The following is a 19,259-nucleotide window of genomic DNA, read 5'->3' as shown; positions in this document are numbered from 1 at the left end:
CCCGGCAACCTAGCCCGCCAGCGTCGCCCGCCCGGCGGCGCTCCAGCGCAGGCCCAGCAGCACGGTGTCGTCCCGGAGGCGGTCGGCGCCCACGGCGTCCACGAGCTCGGCCAGGGCCGCCTCGAGCGGCCGCCCCTCGACCGCAGGAGCCGCCGCGCGCAGCCGCGCCAGGCCCGCGTCGAGGTCCTCCCCGCGGCGCTCGACCAGCCCGTCGGTGTACGCCAGCAGGGTGCCCCGCTCCGGCAGGCGGAGGGTCTGGACCTCCGCCGGCTCCACCACGTCGACCCCGATCGGCGGGTCGACCGGACCCTCCAGCGAGGTGGTTCGCCCGCCGGCGACCAGCAGCGGCGGGAAGTGGCCGGCGCGGACCAGCCGCACCCGCCCGGCGGCGGTGTCCAGCTCGCCGAGGAGCACGGTCGCGAACCGGTGCCCGGTGCCCACGTCCAGCAGCCGGCGAAGCTTCGCGGCCACCGCCCCGATGTCGTCGCCCTGGGCCAGGTAGGCGCGGAGGGCGAAGCGCAGCTCGGCCATCGTGGTGGCCGCAGGCAGGCCGTGCCCGGTGACGTCGCCGACGACGAACACGCAGCAGCCGGGACCGCGCCCGACCACGTCGAACCAGTCCCCACCCACGTCGAGCTCGTCGGCGCCGGCGACGTAGCGGGCGGCCACCTCGATCCCGTCGAGCTGGGGGACGTCGGGCAGCAGCGCGTGCTGCAGCGTGCCGGCGATGCCGCGCTGCTCCTCGTACAGCCGCCGGTTGTCGGTGGCCAGCTGCTCGGCGACCGTGCGGCGGCGGGCGAGTGCGGCCACCGCCCACCCGCCGACGGCGGCCAGCGCGGCACCCACGCCGAGCACGATCCAGGCCAGCGCCGACGACAGCGTCCCGGTGAGCGGCTCGGGCGAGGCGCCGACCAGGGTCAGGGCCTCGTCGCCGAAGGGCACGGTGACCATCGCGGTGCCGTCACCGGCGGGCACGGGTTCGGTGGCGCCGATCAGCTGCTCGCCGTCGGGCGCGCCCCCGAGGTAGATCGCGAAGTCCAGCCCGCTGAAGGGGCCGCCGTCCGACTCGGGCAGCCGCCGGTCGGGGGCGATCCCCGTCTCGGCGTAGACGACCAGCCCGGTCTCGTCGTCGGCGAGCCGCAGCCCGTAGCCGAACGCCTCCCGCTCACCGTCGGACACGACACCGGCGACGGTCAGCCGCCCGTCGGCCGGCACACCAGCGAGGAACGACGCGTCGGCGTCCGGCCGGGACAGCACGGGCGCCCCGCCCTGTTGCACCAGGAGCTCGGCGCCGGCGGGACCGACCCGCCACAGCGACAGGGACAGGTCGTCACCGGTGCCCGGGCGCCCGTCGCCTCCGGCGGAGGCGCGGGCGGTCAGGCGCTGGAAGGGGCCCGGCTGGCCTCCCGTGGCGGCGGCGACCTGGCCGGCGTCGGCCATCTGGGTCTCCAGGACGGTGACCTGCGACGTCAGCAGGGCCCCGGCCTGCTCGACCTGCTTCTGCAGCAGGTCCCGGTGGGCGCGGTCGTCGACCTCGGCGGCCAGCCACGCCAGCGCGGCGGCGACCACCGCGACGAGGCCGGCGACCAGGAGCCCGGCTCGGCGCGGGGACGTGCCGGGACGGCCGCCTCCCGCCATGCGTCCGCCTCCTGCTCTCCGGGCCCCCCGCAGCACCGTCGCGAGACGGTATCGGCAGGATCCCCCGGGGACGAGCGGTCCGCCGGGCGGACGCCCGTTCAGGCGAGCAGCGCGGCGGCGGAGTCGCCCAGCCCGTGCACGCCGACGGCGCTGCGCCGGTCGCGCACGACGGTCCAGGCGAGCACGACCGCGTCGACCTCGGCCTGGCGGGCCGCCGGCGAGGCGGGCACGCGGCGCGCGGCCGGGACCGGGGGCATGCCGATCTCGGCGATGCGGGCGGCGAGGTCGCCGTCCTCCAGGTCCTCGACGTCGACCAGGCGGTACGGGGTGGTGGTGCTCATGACGGGGCTCCCTGCGTGTCCGTGGCCGGCTCCTCCGGCACGGACGACACTCCGGGCTCCGCCGCACGGCACCCGCCCGGATTCCGCAGGATCGGCGCAAGACCGCGGACCGCGCGTGGCGTGCGCTCCCCCGCTCCTCAGCGACGCGATCAGCGGCTATGGTCTGCGTCGTCGGGAAGGCCCTGCGCTATGGCAGGACCCCGATGCACCACCGCAGCTAGGAGCGAGCAATGCCCGAAGGAACAGTGAAGTGGTTCAACGCTGAGAAGGGGTTCGGCTTCGCCACCCCCGACGGTGGCGGACCGGACGTCTTCGTCCACTACTCGGCCATCCAGACCAGCGGGTACCGCTCGCTCGACGAGGGCCAGCGGATCTCGTTCGACATCGAGCAGGGCCAGAAGGGCCCGCAGGCGGCGAACGTCCACCCGCTCTGATCCTCCCCGATCAGTCCGCAGCGCCCCCGTCCGGCACCGCCGGGCGGGGGCGCTGTGCCGTGCGGCTCAGCGGGCGCGGGGGACGTAGCCGCCGATCAGTGCCTGCATGAGCAGGGCGCCGGCGTCCTCCCCCACCGCGGCCGCCGCATCGGCGAGGGCCCGCCAGCGCTGCCGCTCGACCTCGGTCGGCGCGTTCGTGGCGCGGGCGGCCAGCTGCTCCAGCAGCCGCTCCCACTCCCCCTGCGGCGTCGGCCACAGACCGGCCAGCCGCCGCGCCTCCGCCGAGATGGCGGTGATCCGCACGATGTCGCCGGCGTGGTTGGTCAGCGGCTCGATGTAGCCGGCGGTCGCCAGCGCCCTGGCCGCCGCGACGACCTCCGCCTTGGGCAGGCCGCTGGCCGGCACCACCGAGCCCAGCAGGTACGGCGCGCCCCCGTGCCTGGGCTCGTCGACCAGCCGGGCGATCGCCCGCAGCACCGGCAGGTCGCGGGTGAACCAGACGTCGGGCAACGGGCGGTCGGGGACGGTCATGACCGCCAGTCTCCCCCGCGCACGGCGGCGCCCCGCCCTCCGGGGAGGGCGGGGCGCGGGCGGGGCCGGGAGGTCAGGAGCGGGCGGTGGTGAGCTCCGGGCGCAGCGCCAGGACGACGCCGAGCATCGCGTAGCCGGCGAGCAGGTGGCCGGCGGCGACGTAGGGCGCGACGTCGGGCAGGGCGCCGGCGACCGGGATGCAGACCGGCGCCCAGCTCTCCGCGCCCAGCGGCCAGGACCGCGCGGCGCCACGCCAGCGGCCGGCGATCGCGATGCGGATGCCGATGGCGAACATGCCGAGCATGGACAGCGGCCAGAACGCGTCCAGGGCGATGGCCGCCGGGTGGTCGTCCCACGCCGGGACCACGATCGTCTGCAGCGACGAGAGGATGGCCAGCCCGAGCATGACGTGCTCGGCGTGCAGGAAGCCCCGGGCCAGCCGGCCGGTGCCGGTCGCGCCGGTCCGCAGCTGCACCGCGACCAGGGCGACCAGGCCGAGCTGGAACAGCAGCCCGGAGATGCCGTAGACCACGAGGCCGGCGCCCTCGGTGTCCCCCAGCCCGAAGGCCAGGATGCAGCCTGCCCAGGCCGCGGAGCCGGTGGCGACGGCGACCCCGGCGGCACGGACGCCGCGGGCGGTGACCCGCGGCGGCGGTCCCCCGGCGGGCCGGCCGGTGTCGGTGCGGGCGGGGACGGGGGTCGTGCTGAGCGTCATGGGGTCCTCCGGATCGGGTGCCGGCGCCTCGTGCCCCGGCCTGTCCCCACGGTCGGCGGGCGCCGTCCCGGGCTCCCAGGGCCTGCCGCCCTCGATCCGGTCCTCCTCACCGTCCCGGGCGACTCGGGACAGCTGCCTCTCTCGCGGCGGGACGCCGGTCGGGCACGATCCCCCGGTGACCGCCGCCCCCGACGTCGCGCCCCCGGTCGTGACAGCGCCCGGAGCCGCCGCCGGGCCCGCGCCGTCCGGCGCCCCGCCGCGGCGCCCCGCGCCCGGCCGCGCGGCGCGGATCGCCGCGTGGGCGGTGGCGCTGGTGAGCGCCGGCTCCACGATCGGCGCCGCGGTGTTGGACGTGCTCACGCCCGCCGCGGTGCGCGTCGAGGCCGTGGCCACGCCCGGCTGGTTCATCGGGCTGCCGGGCCTGCTGCTGGCGGTGCCCGCGGCGGTGGTCCTGGCCCGGCTGCCCCGCCACCCGGTCGCCTGGGTGCTCGCGGGCAACGCCGTCGTCTGGGGCGTCGACGGCCTGGCCCAGTCGTGGCTGGTGTTCGCGCTGCGCGGGGACGACGTCCTGCCGGGCGCGACCGCGGCCTTCTGGTTCGTCTCCCGCTTCGGCGCGTGGCTGCTCCTCGGCCTGCCGCTGCTGCTGTTCGTCTACCCCGACGGGCGGCTGCCGGCCGGGCGGTGGCGGCCGGTCGCCCTCCTGAGCCTGGCCGCCTCCTCGGTCCTGCCGCTGCTGCTCATGGTCGCGCCCGCGGACCTGCTCGACGCCGGCGCCGGGTCGACGACGCCGGCCTTCTACGACCGCATCGACGTCGACCCCACCAGCCTGCCGCTGCCGGCCGGGCTCGTCCTCCCGGTCCGGGCGGTGGCGTTCCCCGCGGCCGTGCTCGGCATCGCCGTCCCGCTGGCCGTGGTCGTCGCCCGCTACCGCCGCGCCTCCGGCGAGCGCCGGCGGCAGATCCGCTGGCTGATGTGGGCCGGGGTCGTCGACGGGCTGGTCATGCTGGCCACCCTCGTCGTGCCCGGCGACCTCACCTCCGTGGCCCTGGGCGCCGCGGTGGGACTGACCGGGGCGGCGGTCGCGGTCGGCCTGCTGCGGCCGCGGCTGGTGGACATCGACCGGCTGCTCGGCGGCACCCTGGTCTACGGCGGGCTGGCCGTGGCCGTCGTCCTGCTCGACCTCGGGGTGATCGCCGCGGCCGGGGCCCTGCTCGGCGACCGGCTCGGCGACCGGGACGCCACCCTGCTGGCGCTGCTGCTGGTCACGGCGCTGTACGTGCCGCTGCGCGACCAGGCCTGGCGGATCGTGCGCCGGTGGGTGCTCGGCGAGCGCGAGGACCCCTACCGCGTGGTGTCCGGGCTGGCCGAACGGCTCGAGCGCTCCGACGGCGCCGAGGAGCAGCTGATGGCCGTCACCGCCGCCGTCGCCGAGGCCTTCCGGTCGCCCTACGTCGGGGTCGAGGTCGACTCCGCCTCCGGCGGGCGGCTGCTCGCGGAGTCCGGCCGCCGCCCGTCGGCGGTCCAGACCCTGCCGATCGCGTACCGGGGCGAGGAGGTCGGGCGGCTGCTGCTCCCCCGCGACGGCGTCCGGGCCTCGCTCGTGGCGCGGGACGAGCGGCTGCTCGCCGACGTCGTCCGCCAGGCCGCCGCCGCGGCGCGCGGGAGCGCGCTCGCCGCGGAGCTGCAGGCCAGCCGCGAGCAGCTGGTCTCCGCCCGGGAGGAGGAGCGGCGGCGGCTGCGCCGCGACCTGCACGACGGGCTCGGCCCCGCGCTGGGCGCGGTCGTGCTGCGCATCGACACCGCCCGCAACCTGGCCCGCACCCGGCCCGACGACGCCGACGCGCTGCTGCGGCAGGCCCGCGACGAGGTGGCCGGGGCGCTGGCCGACGTCCGCCGGCTGGTGCACGACCTGCGTCCGCCGGCCCTGGACGACCTCGGCCTGGCCGGGGCGGTGCGCCAGCAGGCCGAGCGGCTGCTGCCCGCCGCCGTCGCCACCACCGTGACCGAGGGGCCGGGCGCCGACGGGCTGCCCGCCGCCGTGGAGGTGGCCGCCTACCGGGTCGCGTCGGAGGCGCTGGCGAACGTCGCCCGGCACGCCCGCGCCACCGCGGTGCGGGTGTCGCTGGAGCGCGACGCGGCCGGCCGGCTGGTGGTGACGGTCGCCGACGACGGCATCGGCATCGCGCCGGACGCCCCCGCCGGGGTGGGGCTGGTGTCGCTGCGCGAGCGCGCCGCCGAGCTGGGCGGCCGCTGCTCGGTGACGTGCCCGCCGGAGGGCGGCACGGTGGTGCGGGCGGAGCTGCCCGTCGAGGGAGGAGCACGAGGGTGACCGAGCCGGAGGAGCCGCTGCGGGTGATGGTGGTCGACGACCACCCCGTCTACCGCGACGGGCTGGCCATGCTGCTGGGCTCGGTGCCCGGGCTCGCGGTCGTGGGCACCGCCGCCGACGGGGCGAGCGCGGTCGAGCTGGCCCTCGACGAGCAGCCCGACGTCGTCGTCATGGACGTGCAGATGCCGGTGCTGGACGGGATCGAGGCGACCCGGCGGATCACCGCCGAGAGCCCCTCGGTCGGCGTCGTGGTGCTGACCATGAGCGAGGACGACGGCACGGTGTTCGCCGCCGTCCGCGCCGGGGCCCGCGGGTACCTGCTCAAGGGCGCCGACCAGGAGGAGGTCGTGCGGGCGATCACCACCGTCGCGGCCGGCGGCGCGGTGTTCGGCGCGGCGCTGGCCCGGCGGATCGCCGAGTTCTTCTCCGCCCGCCCGAGCGGCCCCGACACCGCCTTCCCGCAGCTGACCGCCCGCGAGCGCGAGGTCCTCGACCTGGTGGCCGCCGGCCGCTCCAACGCGCAGATCGCCGCGACGCTCTACCTGTCGCCCAAGACCGTCCGCAACAACGTGTCCAACGTGCTCACGAAGCTGCAGGTCACCGACCGGGCGCAGGCCATCGTGCGGGCGCGGGAGGCCGGGCTCGGGCGGTGACCGGAGCGCCCCTGCGAGTGGCGCCGCCGCCGTACCGTGGGGTCATGACGACGTCCGCCGGGCAGCAGCCGAAGGTCACCAGGAGCGACGCCGAGTGGCGCGCGCAGCTCTCCCCCGAGGAGTACGCGGTGCTGCGCCAGGCCGGCACCGAGCGGCCGTGGACCGGCGAGTACGTCGACACCAAGACCGTCGGCGTCTACACCTGCCGGGCCTGCGGCGCGGACCTGTTCACCTCGGAGACGAAGTTCGACAGCCACTGCGGGTGGCCCTCGTTCTACGAGCCGTCCGCGGCCGACAACGTCGTCCTCCGGGAGGACCGCAGCCACGGGATGCTGCGCACCGAGGTCCTCTGCGGCACCTGCCACAGCCACCTCGGGCACGTCTTCGACGACGCGCCGCAGACCCCCACCGGCGACCGCTACTGCATCAACAGCGTCTCCATCCGGCTGGAGCCCGCGGAGAGCTGAGCGGAGTGGGGGGGGGGGGGGGGGCGGCGCCCCCCCCCCCCCCCCCCCCCCCCCCCACTCCACCTACGCCAGGTCGGTCACCAGCTCGGCGACGGGCTTGCGGACGCCGGTGTAGAACGGCACCTCCTCGCGCACGTGCCGCCGGGCCCGGCTGGCGCGCAGGTCGCGCATCAGGTCGACGATCCGGTGCAGCTCGTCGGCCTCGAAGGCGAGCATCCACTCGTAGTCGCCGAGCGCGAACGAGGCGACCGTGTTGGCCCGCACGTCCGGGTAGGGGCGGGCCTGCATGCCGTGCTCCTTGAGCATGTCCCGCCGCTCCTCGTCGGGCAGCAGGTACCACTCGTAAGAGCGCACGAACGGGTACACGCAGACGAACCTCCGCGGCTCCTCGTCGGCGAGGAACGCCGGGATGTGGGAGCGGTTGAACTCCGCCGGCCGGTGCAGCGCGAACTGCGACCAGACCGGCTCCAGCTGCCGGCCCAGCGCGGTGCGCCGCAGCCGGGTGTAGGCCTCCTGCAGCGCCTCGGCCGACGGCGCGTGCCACCAGACCATGAGGTCGGCGTCGGCCCGGAAGCCGGCCACGTCGTAGGTGCCGCGGACGACGACGTCCTTGCCGGCGAGCTCGTCGAACAGCTGCTGCACCTCGTCGGCCAGCGCGGCCCGCTGCTCGTCGGCGAGCGGACGGGTCAGCCGGAACACCGACCACATCGTGTAGCGGATCTGGGCGTTGAGCTCGTTGGCCCGCTTGCCGATGCTCTTCTGCTCGGTCTGCTCGCTCATGCCGCCATTGTCCCGCGCGCCACCGGGCGGCGGGCGGGGGCCCGGAGACGGGACGTCCCCCCGCACGCGTGTGCGGGGGGACGTCCGGACGGGCCGTCGGGCCGCGGGTCAGGCGACCGTGGCGGACGGCCGCGGCGCTGCGGTCGAGCGGTCGCGGTGCGCGTCGCGGCAGTCGTCGCAGGCGGCCATCCAGACCCGGTGCCGGAGGCACCGGAGCGGCCGGGCCGCGGCGGAGACGGCGGTGCGGACGGGGGCGTGCTGGTCGTGCTGGGTGCTCACACCTGCTCAACAGCGGCGGCCCCGCGGTGATGCCCGGGACCGGCCGTGGCGGCGGCCACGTCCGGCTCCCGGCCGGGTCCCGTCAGCCGGGGACGACGGCCAGCGCCCGCCGGCTGCGGCCGGGCAGGCACGCGGCCGCCGCGAGGGCCAGCGCCGCCGCGTCCTCCAGCAGCGCCGCCTGCCAGCCGGGCAGCCGGCCGACGGCCCAGCGCCGCCAGGCCAGGCCGCCGTACGCGCCGGCCACGGCCCCGGCGACCGCGCCCACGGCGGGCAGCGCCGCGTTGGCCCGCTCGCGTGCGGCGAGCCGGCCCGCGCCGGCCACCGCGCCGGCGAGGCGGGGCGCCAGGCCCTGCGCCGAGGTGCGGTCGGGGGTGTCCGGGTGCTTGTCGGCGACGAGCTCGCCGGCCAGCCCGGCCGCGGCCAGCAGGCGGCCCCCGGGGGAGCTCCTCCCCCGCCGTCCGGGCGCGGTCGGGGCCGTCAGCGCCGGTCCGGCGAACCCCAGCGAGCTGCGGCTGCCGGTGGCCACGCCGAGCAGCACCGACCGGGCGGTGAGCCCGGCGCCCGCCACGCCGCGCGGGTCGCCGGTCTCCCGCCGGGTCGGCACCGCCTCGAGCACCGCCTGCACGCCCGCGCCGTAGGCGAGGTGGGAGGCGACGTCGGTGCCCCAGCCGGAGGCGCCCCAGCGGCGCGGGTCGCTGACCCCGAGCGCCGCCAGCGGGACGTCGGTGGCCGCCATCGACGCGGCCCCGGCCAGCACCGCGCCGGCCCCCGCCGAGAAGCGCAGGCCCGCCGACCGGGCGACGCTGGCGAGCACGCCGACGCCCAGGCCGTTGCCGATGCCGGCGAGCTGAGCCAGGGCGGTGCGCCGGCTGTCGCGCTGCGCACCGCGTCCGGGCACCTCGACGCCCGCCCGGTCCGCCGCGGCGTCGACCAGCCGCTCGGGGTCGGAGCTCGCCGGCCGGCCGCGCAGCGCCATGTCGAGGTACGAGACGGCGTTGAGAGCGGTCGTGCCGACGGCGCCGGCGGCCAGTCCGCGCAGGAGGGTCCCGGTCATGCGACCGACCCTCTCCGGCGGACCGACCTGCGGCAACCCGGCCCGGTCAGGCGGGACGGGCGGGGGCCAGCTCGGCCTCGACCTCGATGCGGACCTGCCGGCCGATGACCGGGCGCGGGGCGCGGATGCCCACCGACCGGCGGTCCATCGTGGCGGTGGCGCGCAGCAGCAGCCGGCCGCCACGCAGCCCGGGGACCGCCCGCACGGCCAGCGGCGTCGAGGTGCCGCGCAGGGCGAGGACGCCGTCGGCGGTCCAGGCGCCGTCCTCGTCGCGGGTGAAGCGGTCGGCCGACCACGTCATCACCGGGCAGCCGTCGGCGTCGAGCAGGTGCGGCTTGCGCAGGTCGGCGTCGCGCCGGGCGATGCCGGTGTCCACGGTGCGCAGGTCCAACTCGGCGCGGGCGTGCCGCGGGGCGCCGGTGGCGTCGACCTCGATCTCGCCACAGGTCAGGGCCACGGTGCCGGTGACCGGCCCGGTGAGGCCGCGGACGGTGAAGGCGGCGCGGGTGCGGCAGTCGGAGGCCACCCAGGTGCCCGCGGCGACCGGGGCGCGCAGGCCGGCGGTCACGGCGCGACCGCCGCGGGCAGGTCGGCCGAGAGCACGCGGACGACGTCCACGGCGTCGGGGCCGGTGAGCAGCGCCGGGTCCTCGTGAGGCAGCAGCGGCGTGGTGAGGATGGTGCGCCCCACCTCCTCGTGGGTCTCCCGGTCGACCGCCATCGCGGCGACCACGATCCGGTCGTCGGCGCTGCGCAGGGCCAGCACCTCGACGATGCCCTCGATGCCCTGCACGGCCGGCCAGATGCGCTCGCGCCCGTCGCTCTCGGCGGCGTCGGCTCGGGCGCGGTCGCCCTCGCCGTTGACGCGGACCACCTGGGCGAACAGCGGCCGGCGGCCGGCCGAGCGGCCCCGGAAGGAGTCGGTCACGCGGTAGACCCGGCCCCCGGCGGCCGCGGCCGAGGAGGCGTCCGGCCAGAGGGCGAACGTCGTCGTCCCCGCGCCGTCGGCGGCGGCGAGGACGACCGTCCCGGCGGCTCCCGACGGTGCGCTGCTGGTGTGGATGGTGGCGTACACGGCGGTTCCTCCCGTCCGCGGGACCGGCCCTCCCGGTCCCGTCGCGGAGCACGATCCGGCGCCGGCGGGGCCGGCACATCCGTGGGAGCACGGAGCCCGGGTACGGAGATCCCGGCGGGACCGGTACCCAGCCGCCCGGTGCGCGCGGATACTGCGCGCCGTGGGCACCGGGACGGCGGCCCCGGACGACGGCCGCTTCGTGGGCCGGGACGCCGAGCTCGCCGAGCTGACGGCACGGGTCTCGGCGGCCGCCGCGGGCAGCGGCGGCCTCGTCCTGCTGTCCGGGCCGGCCGGGATCGGCAAGACCCGCACGGTCGAGGAGGTGCTCGCCCGGGCAGCGGTGCCGGTCGCGTGGGGCCGCTGCGTCGACGACCCCGGCGCGCCGCCGCTGTGGCCGTGGCGGCGGGTCGTCCGGGCGTTGCCCGCGGTCGCGGCGGCGGTGGCCGGCGCGCTGGCGGAGGTGGACCGGGCCGGCGGGGGTGCCGACCCGGACGCCGCCCGCTTCCGGCTGGCGACCACCGCGACCGACGCCCTGCTCGACTGCGCCTCCGGCGGCGGGCTGGTCGTCGTCCTGGAGGACCTGCACTGGGCCGACGAGAGCTCGCTGCGGCTGCTGAGGCACCTGGCCGGCGAGCTGCCCCGCTCCCGGCTGCTGGTCGTGGGCACGGTCCGCGACCCCGACGGCGCCCGGACCGGCCGCCCGCTCGACGCCGCCCTGCCCGGCCTGCTGCGCGAGCCCGGCGTCCGCGCGCTGCGGCTGCCACCGCTCAGCGAGGCCGACGTCCGCGCCTACCTCCCCGCCGGTGCCGACGGGCCGGAGGTGGTGCGGGCGGTGCACCGGCGCAGCGGCGGCGTCCCGCTCTACCTGCGCGCCGTCGCCCGGTCCCCCGACCCCGGCGCGGGCGCGGACGGGCAGGCGGAGCTGCGGGCACTCGTCCGCACGACCCTGAGCGCGCTGCCGCCGGCCGCCCTGGACCTGCTCGACGCCGCGGCCGTGCTCGGCGAGGAGCTCGACGCCGCGCGGCTGGCCGCGGTCACCGGCCGCCCGGCCGGCGAGGTCGTTGCCGCCCTGGACGCCGCCGTCCGCGGCGGGGTGCTCACGGCGGTCCCCGACGCCCCGGGCCGCCGGCGGTTCGCCCACGCCGCCGTCCGCGACGCCGTGTACGCCGACCTGGCGCCGAGCGTCCGGGAGGAGCTGCACCGGCGCGCCGCCGAGGCGCTGGAGCGGCTGGCCGGGGACGGCGCCGCGGACGACACGCTCGCCGGGCTCGTCGTCGGCCACTGGCTGCGGACCGCCGCCGGCCCGGCGACGCTGCGCCGGGCGGCCGGCTGGGCGCGGCGGGCCGCCGCGACCGCCACCCGGCTGCTGGCCTTCGACGAGGCCGCCCGCTACCTCGCCACGGCGCTGGACGCCGGGCAGCGTGCGGGCGCCGACAGGGCCGAGCGGGCCGCGCTGCTCGTCGAGCTGGCGACGGCGGAGTTCCGCGCCGGGCGCTTCGACGCCGCGCTCGAGCGTGCCCTCGCCGCCTCCGACGTCGCGGCCGGGGACCCGGACCTGCTGGCCGCCGCCGCGCTCACCGTGCACGACGTGGGTGCCCCGGAGTTCCCGCCGGCGCTGGTGCGCATGTGCGAGCGCGCGCTGGCCGCCGTCGACGGCGACCGCTCCCCCGCCCTGCGCTCCCGGCTGCTGTCCCAGCTGGCGTCGGTGCAGGCCGACGCGGGCCGGATGGGGGCGGCGGCCCGCAACGCCGCCGAGGCGCTCGACCTCGCGCGGGGCTGCGGGGACTCCGAGGCGGTCCTCGACGCGGTCCGCGCCCGCATGAAGGCCAGCCCCACCGCCCTCGGCGTGGCCGAGCGGCTGGACCTGGGCCGGCTGGCGATCGAGCACGCGGCCGGCACCGGGCAGCCGCTGGTCGAGCTGTGGGGCGCGAAGTGGCGGATCGACGCCGGCCTGGAGACCGGCGACATGGACGTCGTCCGCGACGAGGTCGACCGGGTCTCCGCGCTGGCCGCGAGCACCCGGCTGCCGCTGGTCCGCTGGCACGACCGCCGGCTGCGGGCCTCCCTGGCGGCGCTGCTCGGCCGGTTCGACGAGGCGGTGGCGCTCAACGAGGAGGCCCGCGTCATCGGCGCCACCGAACTGGCCGGCGACCTGTCCGCGGTCGGGTTGTCCGACGCCTTCGTGTTGCAGCACGCGCTCGTCACCGGCCAGGGCCCGGCCTGGGACGACGAGGTGCTCGCGACCCTCGACCGCGCCGGCGACGTACCGGTGGTCCTGGTCAGCCGCGCGCTGGTGGACCTCATGCGCGGCCGGCGGGAGGAGGCGGCGGCCCGGTACCAGCAGCTGCGGGACAGGCTCGCCGACCCGGACTTCGTCGCCTCCGGCGGGGTGCCGCTGAACCTGGTGCCGCTGGTGGAGGAGTTCGGGGACGTCGCCGCCGCGGAGGTGCTGCACGGGCAGATGGCCCGCGAGCCGTACGCCGCGGGCGGGGCCGGCGTCTACTGCCAGGGCTCGTACGCCTCGCTGGTGGCCCGGCTCGCGGTGGTGCGCGGCCGGCTCGAGGAGGCGGTGCGCTGGTTCGAGGAGGCCCTGGCCGTCGACACCGGGACCGGTGCCCGGCCGGCGACCGTGCACGACCGGATCGGGCTGGCCGGGGCGCTGCTCGACCGCGGGCAGCCGGCCGACCTCCCCCGCGCGGGCACGCTGGCCCGGTCTGCCGCCGGGGAGGCACGGCGGCTGGGCATGCCCGGGCCGGAGCGGCGGGCCGCTGCCCTGGCCGACCGCGCGGACCGCGCCGTCCGGCGGGCCGACCCGCTGACCGCCCGCGAGCGCGAGATCGCCGTCCTCGTGGCGCGGGCCTGGACCAACCGCCGGATCGCCGAGGAGCTGGTGCTCTCCGAGCGCACGGTGGAGAGCCACGTCCGCAACGTCCTGGCCAAGCTGGGCGCAGCCAACCGCACCGAGCTGGCCACGCTGATCGGCCGCTCCTAGCTCGTCCGGCGGCTGGTGCAAGGTCCCGCCGAATCCTGTGGACAGCGCCCTGAGCTGCAGGTTCATGCTGCCGAGTGGCAGGCTGACCGCCAGAATCGAACACAGATTCGAACGGCCAGGAGGGTTCGTGGGCGAGCTGCAGTCGGCGCTGGACGCCCTGGCCATCCTCGACCTGGACGACCTGTCCGACGGCGAGCTGCTCGACCGCCTCCGCGCGGCGGTCACCGCCGCCCACCGCATCAGCGCGCACGTCACTCGGGTCGCCCGCCGGGTCGACGCCCGGGGAGCCAGCGAGCACGACGGCATCCGCACCGCCCAGGCGTGGCTGCGCGGGCACCTGGGGGTGTCCGGTGCCTTCGCCGGGCGCGTGGTCGGCCAGGGGCGGGTGCTCGAGCACCTCCCCTTGCTCGAAGGGGCCTTCGCCGACGGAGAGCTCGGGTCCGACCAGGTCGAGGTGATCGCGAAGATCGCCGAACCGGCCAACCTGGCCCGGGCCACGGCCCAGGGCATCGACCTGGCCGAGGTCGAGGCCGCGCTGGTCACCCTCGCGATCCACGGCACCCACCGCGACCTACGGCTGGCGGTCGCCGACTACCTGGCCAAGCTCGATCCCGACGGCCCGGAACCGGATCCCACCGAGCAGCGCGAGTGCACCACGGTCCAGCATCCCGACGGCACCTGGACCCTGCGCGCCACCCTCGACCCGGTCGGCGGGCAGAAGGTCGCCACCGCCCTGGAAGCAGTCCAGGCCGCGTCCCGCTGCGCCGGTGACACCCGCACCCGCGCCCAGCGCACCGGCGACGCCCTCGTCCAGCTCGCCGACAACGCGCTGGCCTCCGGCGAGCTGCCGGTGCTGCGCACCGTCAAGCCCCACGTCATCGTCACCCTGCCGCTGAGCGACCTGCTCGACCCCGGCACCGGACCGGCCGCCGCCGGCACCGGCCTGGGCGCCACGATCTCCGCCGCCGCCGCCCGCTGGGCTGCCTGCGACGCCGCCGTCACCCGCATCGTGCTCGACCCCGACGGCCTCCCCCTTGATGTGGGCCGCACCCAACGCACCGTCCCCGCCCACATCCGCAGAGCCGTGGAACTGCGTGACCGGCACTGCGTGTTCGCCGGCTGCGAAGCACCGGCCTGGTACTGCGACGTCCACCACCGGCTGCACTGGGCCCTGGGTGGGCAGACCTCCCTGGACAACTCCGCCCTGCTGTGCGAACGCCACCACACCAAGGTCCACCACGGCTTCCGCGTCGAACACGACGACACCGCACCACCCGGACACCGCTGGCGCACCTACCGCCCCGACGGCACCCAGATCCTCATCCACCCACCCCTGCGGACCTGACGCCCCGCGCCGAATCACCTGAACGACCCGCGACCGCCCTGGTCGCGGGGCACAGGCGCGCGCCCGGTCCGGCACAGCCCTCATCCGGGCGCCCTGAAGGCGGCCTCGGGGACCATCAGTGTCTCCGGCTGAGGGCTCGCCGCCTGAGGCACTCGGTCAGCACCGTGCTCGATCGCGTCGCCGGTCGTCTCAGTCGCTCGTGGCCGTGACGAGGACCGCTGTGCCGGCCGGGTCGGACCACATGGCGCAGGCGCCACCGCCGGCGTCCACCGAGCCGAGGAGAGTCCAGAGCGGCGTGCCATCGGTCAACCGTTCCTCGCCGAGGCCATAGCTGCCGGACGAGTCGTCGGGGTCGTCGAGTTGGTCCCTCAGCTCTGCGAGCACGGCCTCGGCATCCTCGACGGCGAGCACGGCGGCGAAGTCGTAGAACCCGGGGACGGTCCCGCCGCCGACGAGCCGGGATCCGGCCGGAACGGTGAGGCGGTCGTAGCCGCGCTCGAAACAGTTGAACTCGAGACCGAAGGGATCCCCGACCTCCACCGGGGGCGTCACGGCTCGGGCCGGGAGCTGCTCGACGGCAGTGGCCGGCGCGGTACCGGGATCGGTCACGGGCCGGTAGCCGGGGAACGCGTTCGCGGAGACCCCGGACACGTCGACGTGGAGCTCTGCGCCGACCGGCCACCACCACAGTTCCATCCGGACGTAGACGTCGGTGCCGTCTGCGAGCGTCCCCAGCACGGCCGCCTCGCAGGACATCCCGTCGGAGTCGGCCGGACGAGGATGCGACACCGGTACGCGGTTCTCCGGGAACTCCGGGGTCGCCACGGGGACGAGCCATCCGCAGATGCCGCTGCCCGGGACCCGCACGCCGATGTCCCGCGCCTGACCGGCCAGGTCGTCCCAGGCAGCGAAGGGATCGCCGTCGACCCGGAGGACTGCGACGGAACCGGCGTCCGCCGTGACGCCGGTGTTGCGGGCGGTCAGATCGGAGGTCCGCGGGAAGACGGGGCCGACCAGCTGCGTCCCGACGGGGACGACCAGACCCGCCGTCAACGGTGTCCCTGCCGGGGACAGAGTCGCCGCCGCAGGATCGCTGCCCTCCGGTGACGCGCCCGAGTCGCCGCCGCAGGCGCTCGCGAGGACCAGCACTGCGGCCAGCACCACGACCGCAGTCCTGCGCACGGCGTGAGCCTGCCGCAGCGGCCGACCGGCGACCACCGGACCGGAGAGACGACCGTCGGGCAGTCGGCTCGGCTCGTCCGGCCTCCGCCGGGGCGCCTGGGCCACATGGCGCCGGGCAGCCGCGGATCCGCTGTCTGACGAGGACGGTCGACAGTCGCGCCGGGGTCGCGCTAGGACAGCAGGTGCCCCACGGCGGCCTCGGCGTCGCGGATGCAGGCGGGGACGCCGACCCCCTCGTAGGCGGCGCCGGCCACGGCGAGCCCCGGCACCGCGCCGACCGCGGCCCGGACGGCGGCGACCCGCTCGCGGTGCCCGACGAGGTACTGCGGCAGCCCGCCGCCCCAGCGGACGACGCGCGTGGCGACCGGCTCGGGCCGCGACAGCTGCAGCAGGTCGGCGACGTCGGCGACCACCGCGGCGGTCAGGTCGTCGTCGTCGCGCTGGAGCTCGGCCTCGGCGCGGAACCGGCCCACCGACGACCGGACGAGCAGGCGCTCGCCCGCTCCGGGTCCCGGTGCCAGGTGCGGCCACTTCGCCGACGACACGGTGACGCCCTTGACCAGCCGGCCGGTCACCGGCGGCACCAGCAGCCCGGAGCCCGCGGCGACCTCCTGCGCGGGGAAGGCCATGGCGACCACCGCCATCGACGCGTACGGGATGCCCTCGAGCGGCGCCACCGCGCCGGGCGCGACACCGGCCAGCAGCCGGGCCGCCTTGGGTGCGGGGGCGGTGACCACGACGGCGTCGGCGGTCAGCGTCTCGGGCGCCGCGGCCGGGCCGATCGCCAGCTCGAACCCGCCGGCGGTGCGGGTGAGGCGGTGCGCGGGCGTGTGCAGCCGCACCTGGGCCCCGGAGGCGGCGACGAGGGCCGCGGGCAGCGAGCCGATGCCCTCGCGGACGGTCACGAAGACCGGGGCGTCGGCGTCGAAGCGGCTGCGGGCACCGGCGTCGCGGGCCGCGGCCGCGGCGCCGAGCACCGACCCGGCACCGGGTAGGTGGGCGGCCAGCTGCGGCATGGTCGCGGCGAGCGAGAGCTCGTCGGCCCGGCCCGCGTACACGCCGCCGAGCAGCGGCTCGACCAGCCGGTCGACCACCTCGTCCCCGAGCCGCTCGCGCAGCAGGGCGCCGACGGCGACGTCCCCCTCCAGCCGCAGCGGCGGCAGGTGCCCCTCGGCGGCCACCCGGGCCACGCCCGCGGGGGTCAGGACGCCGTCCAGCCCGTCGGCGGACGCGGGGACGCCGAGCACCGTGCCCGCCGGCAGCGGGAACCGGCCCTCGGGCAGGACGACCGACGCCTGGGTGGTGGCCGGGCGCACCAGCCGGTCGGCCAGCCCGAGGCGCTCGACCAGCCGCACCGCCTCCGGCACCCGCGCGAGCATCGCCTCGGGGCCGGTGTCGTACCAGTGCCCGGCCAGCTCGACCCGGTCCAGCTTGCCGCCGACCCGGCCGCCGGCCTCCAGGACGACGACCTCGTCGTCCGGCCGGCGGCGGCGCCACTCGAAGGCGGCGGCCAGCCCCGTGATGCCGGCCCCGACGACGACGAGGCGGCGCGGGGCGGGGCTCACTGCTCCGTGAGCTCGTGGACCAGCTCCACGACCCGGGTCAGCACGTCGGGGTCGGTGTCGGGCAGGACGCCGTGCCCGAGGTTGAAGACGTGCCCGCGGGCGGACCGGCCCTGGGCCACCACCCGGCGCACCTCCCGCTCGACGGTGTCGCGGTCGGCCAGCAGCACCGCCGGGTCGAGGTTGCCCTGCACCGAGCGGGCCGGGCCGATCCGGCGGACGGCCTCGTCCAGCGGCACCCGCCAGTCGACGCCCACCACGTCGGCGCCGGCGTCGCCGATCAGCGCCAGCAGCTCGCCGGTGCCGACGCCGAAGTGGATCCGCGGCACGTCGCGGACGCCCTGCTCGCGGTCGCCCAGGCCGTCGAACACCGCCCGCGAGTGCGGCAGCACCCGCTCGGCGTAGTCGGCCGCCGAGAGGACGCCGGCCCAGGAGTCGAACAACTGGACCGCCGACGCGCCGGCGTCGACCTGGGTCCGCAGGAACGTCGCGGCCGAGATGGCGAGCTTGTCCAGCAGCCGCCCCCAGGCCTCGGGCTCGGCGTACATGAAGGCCTTCGTGCGGGCGTGCTCCTTGGAGGGGCCGCCCTCGATCAGGTAGGTGGCCAGGGTGAACGGCGCCCCGGCGAAGCCGATGAGCGGCGTCGGGCCGAGCTCGGCGACCAGCCGGCGGACGGCGGTGGCCAGGAACTCCAGCCGCTCCGGCTCCAGGTCGGGCAGCGCGTCGACGTCGGCCACCGACCGGACCGGGCCGGCCACGACCGGCCCGACCCCCGGCTTGATCTCGATGTCGACGCCCGCGACGACCAGCGGCAGCACGATGTCGGAGAACAGGATCGCCGCGTCGACGCCGTGCCGGCGGACCGGCTGCAGGGTGATCTCGGTGACCAGGTCGGGGTCCTGGCAGGCCTCGAGCATCTTGGTGCCGGCCCGCAGCGCGCGGTACTCCGGCAGCGACCGCCCGGCCTGCCGCATGAACCAGACCGGCGTCCGGGAGACCGGCAGGCCCCGGGCCGCGCGCACCAGGTCGGAGTCGGCAGGGGCGGCGGTACCCGCGGGGAGCGTCACGACCAGCCATCCTCCCAGACGACCTGCGGCGCGTCGGGCACGCGGGGCAGACGCCGGACGCCGCGCGGACCTACCCTGCGAGCGTGGAGCCACGCAGCCTGGCCGCGCGTCCCGGGGACGGCGCGGGTACCGGGGACGAGCCGCCGGCGCCCTTCCGCGCCGCGCTCGACGCCCTGGCGGGCCTGCAGGTGCGGCCCGAGATCGTCGTCGAGCGCATCCCCGCACCCCAGCGGCTCGCACCCTGGGCGCACGCGCTGGGCGCCCGCATCGACGACCCGGAGGCCGCCGACCCCGACGACCCGGAGGAGATCGCCAGCGGCCGGTTCATCGTGCTGCACGACCCCGCCGGCCACGAGGCGTGGGACGGCACCACCCGCTGCGTCGGCTTCCTCTCCGCCGAGACCGACGAGCACCTGGTCGACGACGCGATGTTCTCCGAGGTCGCCTGGAGCTGGCTGACCGACGCGCTGACCGAGGCCGGCGCCACCTTCCACGCCCTCGGCGGCACGGTGACCCGCACGGCGTCGACCCGCTTCGGCGACCTCGCCGGGCCCGAGCACACCGTCGACGTGGAGATCCGCGCGTCCTGGACGGCGGAGGACACCGCGCTCGACCGCCACCTGGCCGCCTGGCTGCAGGTCCTCGGCAACGCCGCGGGCCTGCCGCCGCCGGGAGTGCACCTGCTGGGTCCCAGCGGACCGGCCGGGGGCAGGACTCTCTAACATCGGGGGGCCGGACAGACGACGACGAGGGCGAGAAGGTGACCCAGCCCTGAGCACCGAGCCCCTCGAGACCGGGCCCGCCCCCGCCGACGAG

Annotated in this window: 19 protein-coding genes; 7 read left to right on the top strand and 12 right to left on the bottom strand. The window is 77.6% G+C overall.

Going from position 1 to position 19,259, the window contains the following annotated elements; translation table 11 throughout:
• Positions 1-9: 9 nt before the first annotated feature.
• Both ACI8AX_RS08165 and ACI8AX_RS08160 read right to left on the bottom strand, forming a co-directional pair.
• Positions 10-1,638 (bottom strand): PP2C family protein-serine/threonine phosphatase, encoded by a 1,629-nt coding sequence (locus ACI8AX_RS08165; RefSeq protein WP_456549295.1) that lies wholly within the window; start codon positions 1,636-1,638, stop codon positions 10-12.
• A gap of 98 nt (positions 1,639-1,736) precedes the next feature.
• Positions 1,737-1,979, bottom strand: coding sequence for a hypothetical protein (locus ACI8AX_RS08160; RefSeq protein ID WP_456549294.1), 243 nt, complete (start codon positions 1,977-1,979; stop codon positions 1,737-1,739).
• 230 nt (positions 1,980-2,209) lie between these two features.
• Between ACI8AX_RS08160 and ACI8AX_RS08155 the strand changes: the two genes are divergently transcribed.
• Positions 2,210-2,413, top strand: coding sequence for a cold-shock protein (locus ACI8AX_RS08155; RefSeq protein ID WP_091216949.1), 204 nt, complete (start codon positions 2,210-2,212; stop codon positions 2,411-2,413).
• Positions 2,414-2,479: 66 nt separating this feature from the next.
• Here ACI8AX_RS08155 and ACI8AX_RS08150 read toward each other — a convergent pair whose 3' ends face one another.
• A complete protein-coding gene (locus ACI8AX_RS08150) occupies positions 2,480-2,944 on the bottom strand; it encodes a hypothetical protein (RefSeq protein WP_456549293.1) in 465 nt (154 codons plus the stop codon).
• A 73-nt stretch (positions 2,945-3,017) separates the two neighbouring features.
• Entirely contained in the window at positions 3,018-3,659 is a 642-nt protein-coding gene (locus ACI8AX_RS08145) for a hypothetical protein (RefSeq protein WP_456549292.1), read from the bottom strand.
• A 175-nt stretch (positions 3,660-3,834) separates the two neighbouring features.
• On the opposite strand from ACI8AX_RS08145, the gene ACI8AX_RS08140 reads away from it, so the two are divergent.
• From ACI8AX_RS08140 to msrB, 3 genes are read left to right on the top strand one after another with little or no spacing between them, the layout of a single operon-like run.
• The gene (locus ACI8AX_RS08140; protein ID WP_456549291.1) at positions 3,835-5,988 is read left to right on the top strand and encodes a histidine kinase; all 2,154 of its coding nucleotides are present in this window, start codon (positions 3,835-3,837) and stop codon (positions 5,986-5,988) included.
• Positions 5,985-6,641: a response regulator gene (locus tag ACI8AX_RS08135; RefSeq protein ID WP_456549290.1), complete on the top strand. Its 657-nt coding sequence runs from the start codon at positions 5,985-5,987 to the stop codon at positions 6,639-6,641. The genes ACI8AX_RS08140 and ACI8AX_RS08135 overlap by 4 nt, the downstream gene beginning before the upstream one ends.
• A gap of 44 nt (positions 6,642-6,685) precedes the next feature.
• A complete protein-coding gene (msrB, locus tag ACI8AX_RS08130; protein ID WP_456549289.1) occupies positions 6,686-7,108 on the top strand; it encodes a peptide-methionine (R)-S-oxide reductase MsrB in 423 nt (140 codons plus the stop codon).
• A gap of 63 nt (positions 7,109-7,171) precedes the next feature.
• Here the strand turns inward: msrB and hemQ are convergent, their stop codons facing one another.
• From hemQ to ACI8AX_RS08105, 5 genes are all read right to left on the bottom strand, one after another.
• Positions 7,172-7,888, bottom strand: a complete 717-nt coding sequence (gene hemQ, locus ACI8AX_RS08125) for a hydrogen peroxide-dependent heme synthase (protein ID WP_456549288.1) — start codon at positions 7,886-7,888, stop codon at positions 7,172-7,174.
• Between the two features lie 108 nt (positions 7,889-7,996).
• The gene (locus tag ACI8AX_RS08120; RefSeq protein ID WP_456549287.1) at positions 7,997-8,167 is read right to left on the bottom strand and encodes a hypothetical protein; all 171 of its coding nucleotides are present in this window, start codon (positions 8,165-8,167) and stop codon (positions 7,997-7,999) included.
• An 82-nt stretch (positions 8,168-8,249) separates the two neighbouring features.
• The gene (locus ACI8AX_RS08115) at positions 8,250-9,221 is read right to left on the bottom strand and encodes a hypothetical protein (protein ID WP_456549286.1); all 972 of its coding nucleotides are present in this window, start codon (positions 9,219-9,221) and stop codon (positions 8,250-8,252) included.
• Between the two features lie 46 nt (positions 9,222-9,267).
• A complete protein-coding gene (locus ACI8AX_RS08110; RefSeq protein ID WP_456549285.1) occupies positions 9,268-9,789 on the bottom strand; it encodes a YceI family protein in 522 nt (173 codons plus the stop codon).
• The gene (locus ACI8AX_RS08105; RefSeq protein WP_456549284.1) at positions 9,786-10,295 is read right to left on the bottom strand and encodes a hypothetical protein; all 510 of its coding nucleotides are present in this window, start codon (positions 10,293-10,295) and stop codon (positions 9,786-9,788) included. The genes ACI8AX_RS08110 and ACI8AX_RS08105 overlap by 4 nt, the downstream gene beginning before the upstream one ends.
• A 160-nt stretch (positions 10,296-10,455) precedes the next feature.
• Between ACI8AX_RS08105 and ACI8AX_RS08100 the strand changes: the two genes are divergently transcribed.
• Positions 10,456-13,287 (top strand): ATP-binding protein, encoded by a 2,832-nt coding sequence (locus ACI8AX_RS08100; protein ID WP_456549283.1) that lies wholly within the window; start codon positions 10,456-10,458, stop codon positions 13,285-13,287.
• A 127-nt stretch (positions 13,288-13,414) separates the two neighbouring features.
• A complete protein-coding gene (locus tag ACI8AX_RS08095) occupies positions 13,415-14,632 on the top strand; it encodes a DUF222 domain-containing protein (RefSeq protein WP_456549282.1) in 1,218 nt (405 codons plus the stop codon).
• Between the two features lie 189 nt (positions 14,633-14,821).
• Here the strand turns inward: ACI8AX_RS08095 and ACI8AX_RS08090 are convergent, their stop codons facing one another.
• The 3 genes from ACI8AX_RS08090 to hemE all read right to left on the bottom strand — a co-directional run bounded on the left by ACI8AX_RS08090 (position 14,822) and on the right by hemE (position 18,443).
• On the bottom strand, positions 14,822-15,796 hold the full coding sequence (locus tag ACI8AX_RS08090) for a hypothetical protein (protein WP_456549281.1): 975 nt from the start codon (positions 15,794-15,796) through the stop codon (positions 14,822-14,824).
• Between the two features lie 188 nt (positions 15,797-15,984).
• On the bottom strand, positions 15,985-17,379 hold the full coding sequence (gene hemG / locus ACI8AX_RS08085; RefSeq protein ID WP_456549280.1) for a protoporphyrinogen oxidase: 1,395 nt from the start codon (positions 17,377-17,379) through the stop codon (positions 15,985-15,987).
• Positions 17,376-18,443, bottom strand: coding sequence for a uroporphyrinogen decarboxylase (hemE, locus tag ACI8AX_RS08080; protein WP_456549279.1), 1,068 nt, complete (start codon positions 18,441-18,443; stop codon positions 17,376-17,378). The genes hemG and hemE overlap by 4 nt, the downstream gene beginning before the upstream one ends.
• Before the next feature lie 83 nt (positions 18,444-18,526).
• Between hemE and ACI8AX_RS08075 the strand changes: the two genes are divergently transcribed.
• Positions 18,527-19,165: a DUF3000 domain-containing protein gene (locus ACI8AX_RS08075; RefSeq protein ID WP_456549278.1), complete on the top strand. Its 639-nt coding sequence runs from the start codon at positions 18,527-18,529 to the stop codon at positions 19,163-19,165.
• Positions 19,166-19,259 lie beyond the last annotated feature (94 nt).

It is taken from the genome of Blastococcus sp. SYSU D00813 (genome assembly GCF_054050735.1).
This window is presented reverse-complemented; position numbering and strand designations above follow the sequence as displayed.

What these genes read in the sequence shown, in the direction of transcription:
- ACI8AX_RS08165 (WP_456549295.1), bottom strand. Translation starts at nt 1,638, where the DNA reads ATGGCGGGAGGCGGCCGTCCCGGCACGTCCCCGCGCCGAGCCGGGCTC.
- ACI8AX_RS08160 (WP_456549294.1), bottom strand. Translation starts at nt 1,979, where the DNA reads ATGAGCACCACCACCCCGTACCGCCTGGTCGACGTCGAGGACCTGGAG.
- ACI8AX_RS08155 (WP_091216949.1), top strand. Translation starts at nt 2,210, where the DNA reads ATGCCCGAAGGAACAGTGAAGTGGTTCAACGCTGAGAAGGGGTTCGGC.
- ACI8AX_RS08150 (WP_456549293.1), bottom strand. Translation starts at nt 2,944, where the DNA reads ATGACCGTCCCCGACCGCCCGTTGCCCGACGTCTGGTTCACCCGCGAC.
- ACI8AX_RS08145 (WP_456549292.1), bottom strand. Translation starts at nt 3,659, where the DNA reads ATGACGCTCAGCACGACCCCCGTCCCCGCCCGCACCGACACCGGCCGG.
- msrB (WP_456549289.1), top strand. Translation starts at nt 6,686, where the DNA reads ATGACGACGTCCGCCGGGCAGCAGCCGAAGGTCACCAGGAGCGACGCC.
- hemQ (WP_456549288.1), bottom strand. Translation starts at nt 7,888, where the DNA reads ATGAGCGAGCAGACCGAGCAGAAGAGCATCGGCAAGCGGGCCAACGAG.
- ACI8AX_RS08115 (WP_456549286.1), bottom strand. Translation starts at nt 9,221, where the DNA reads ATGACCGGGACCCTCCTGCGCGGACTGGCCGCCGGCGCCGTCGGCACG.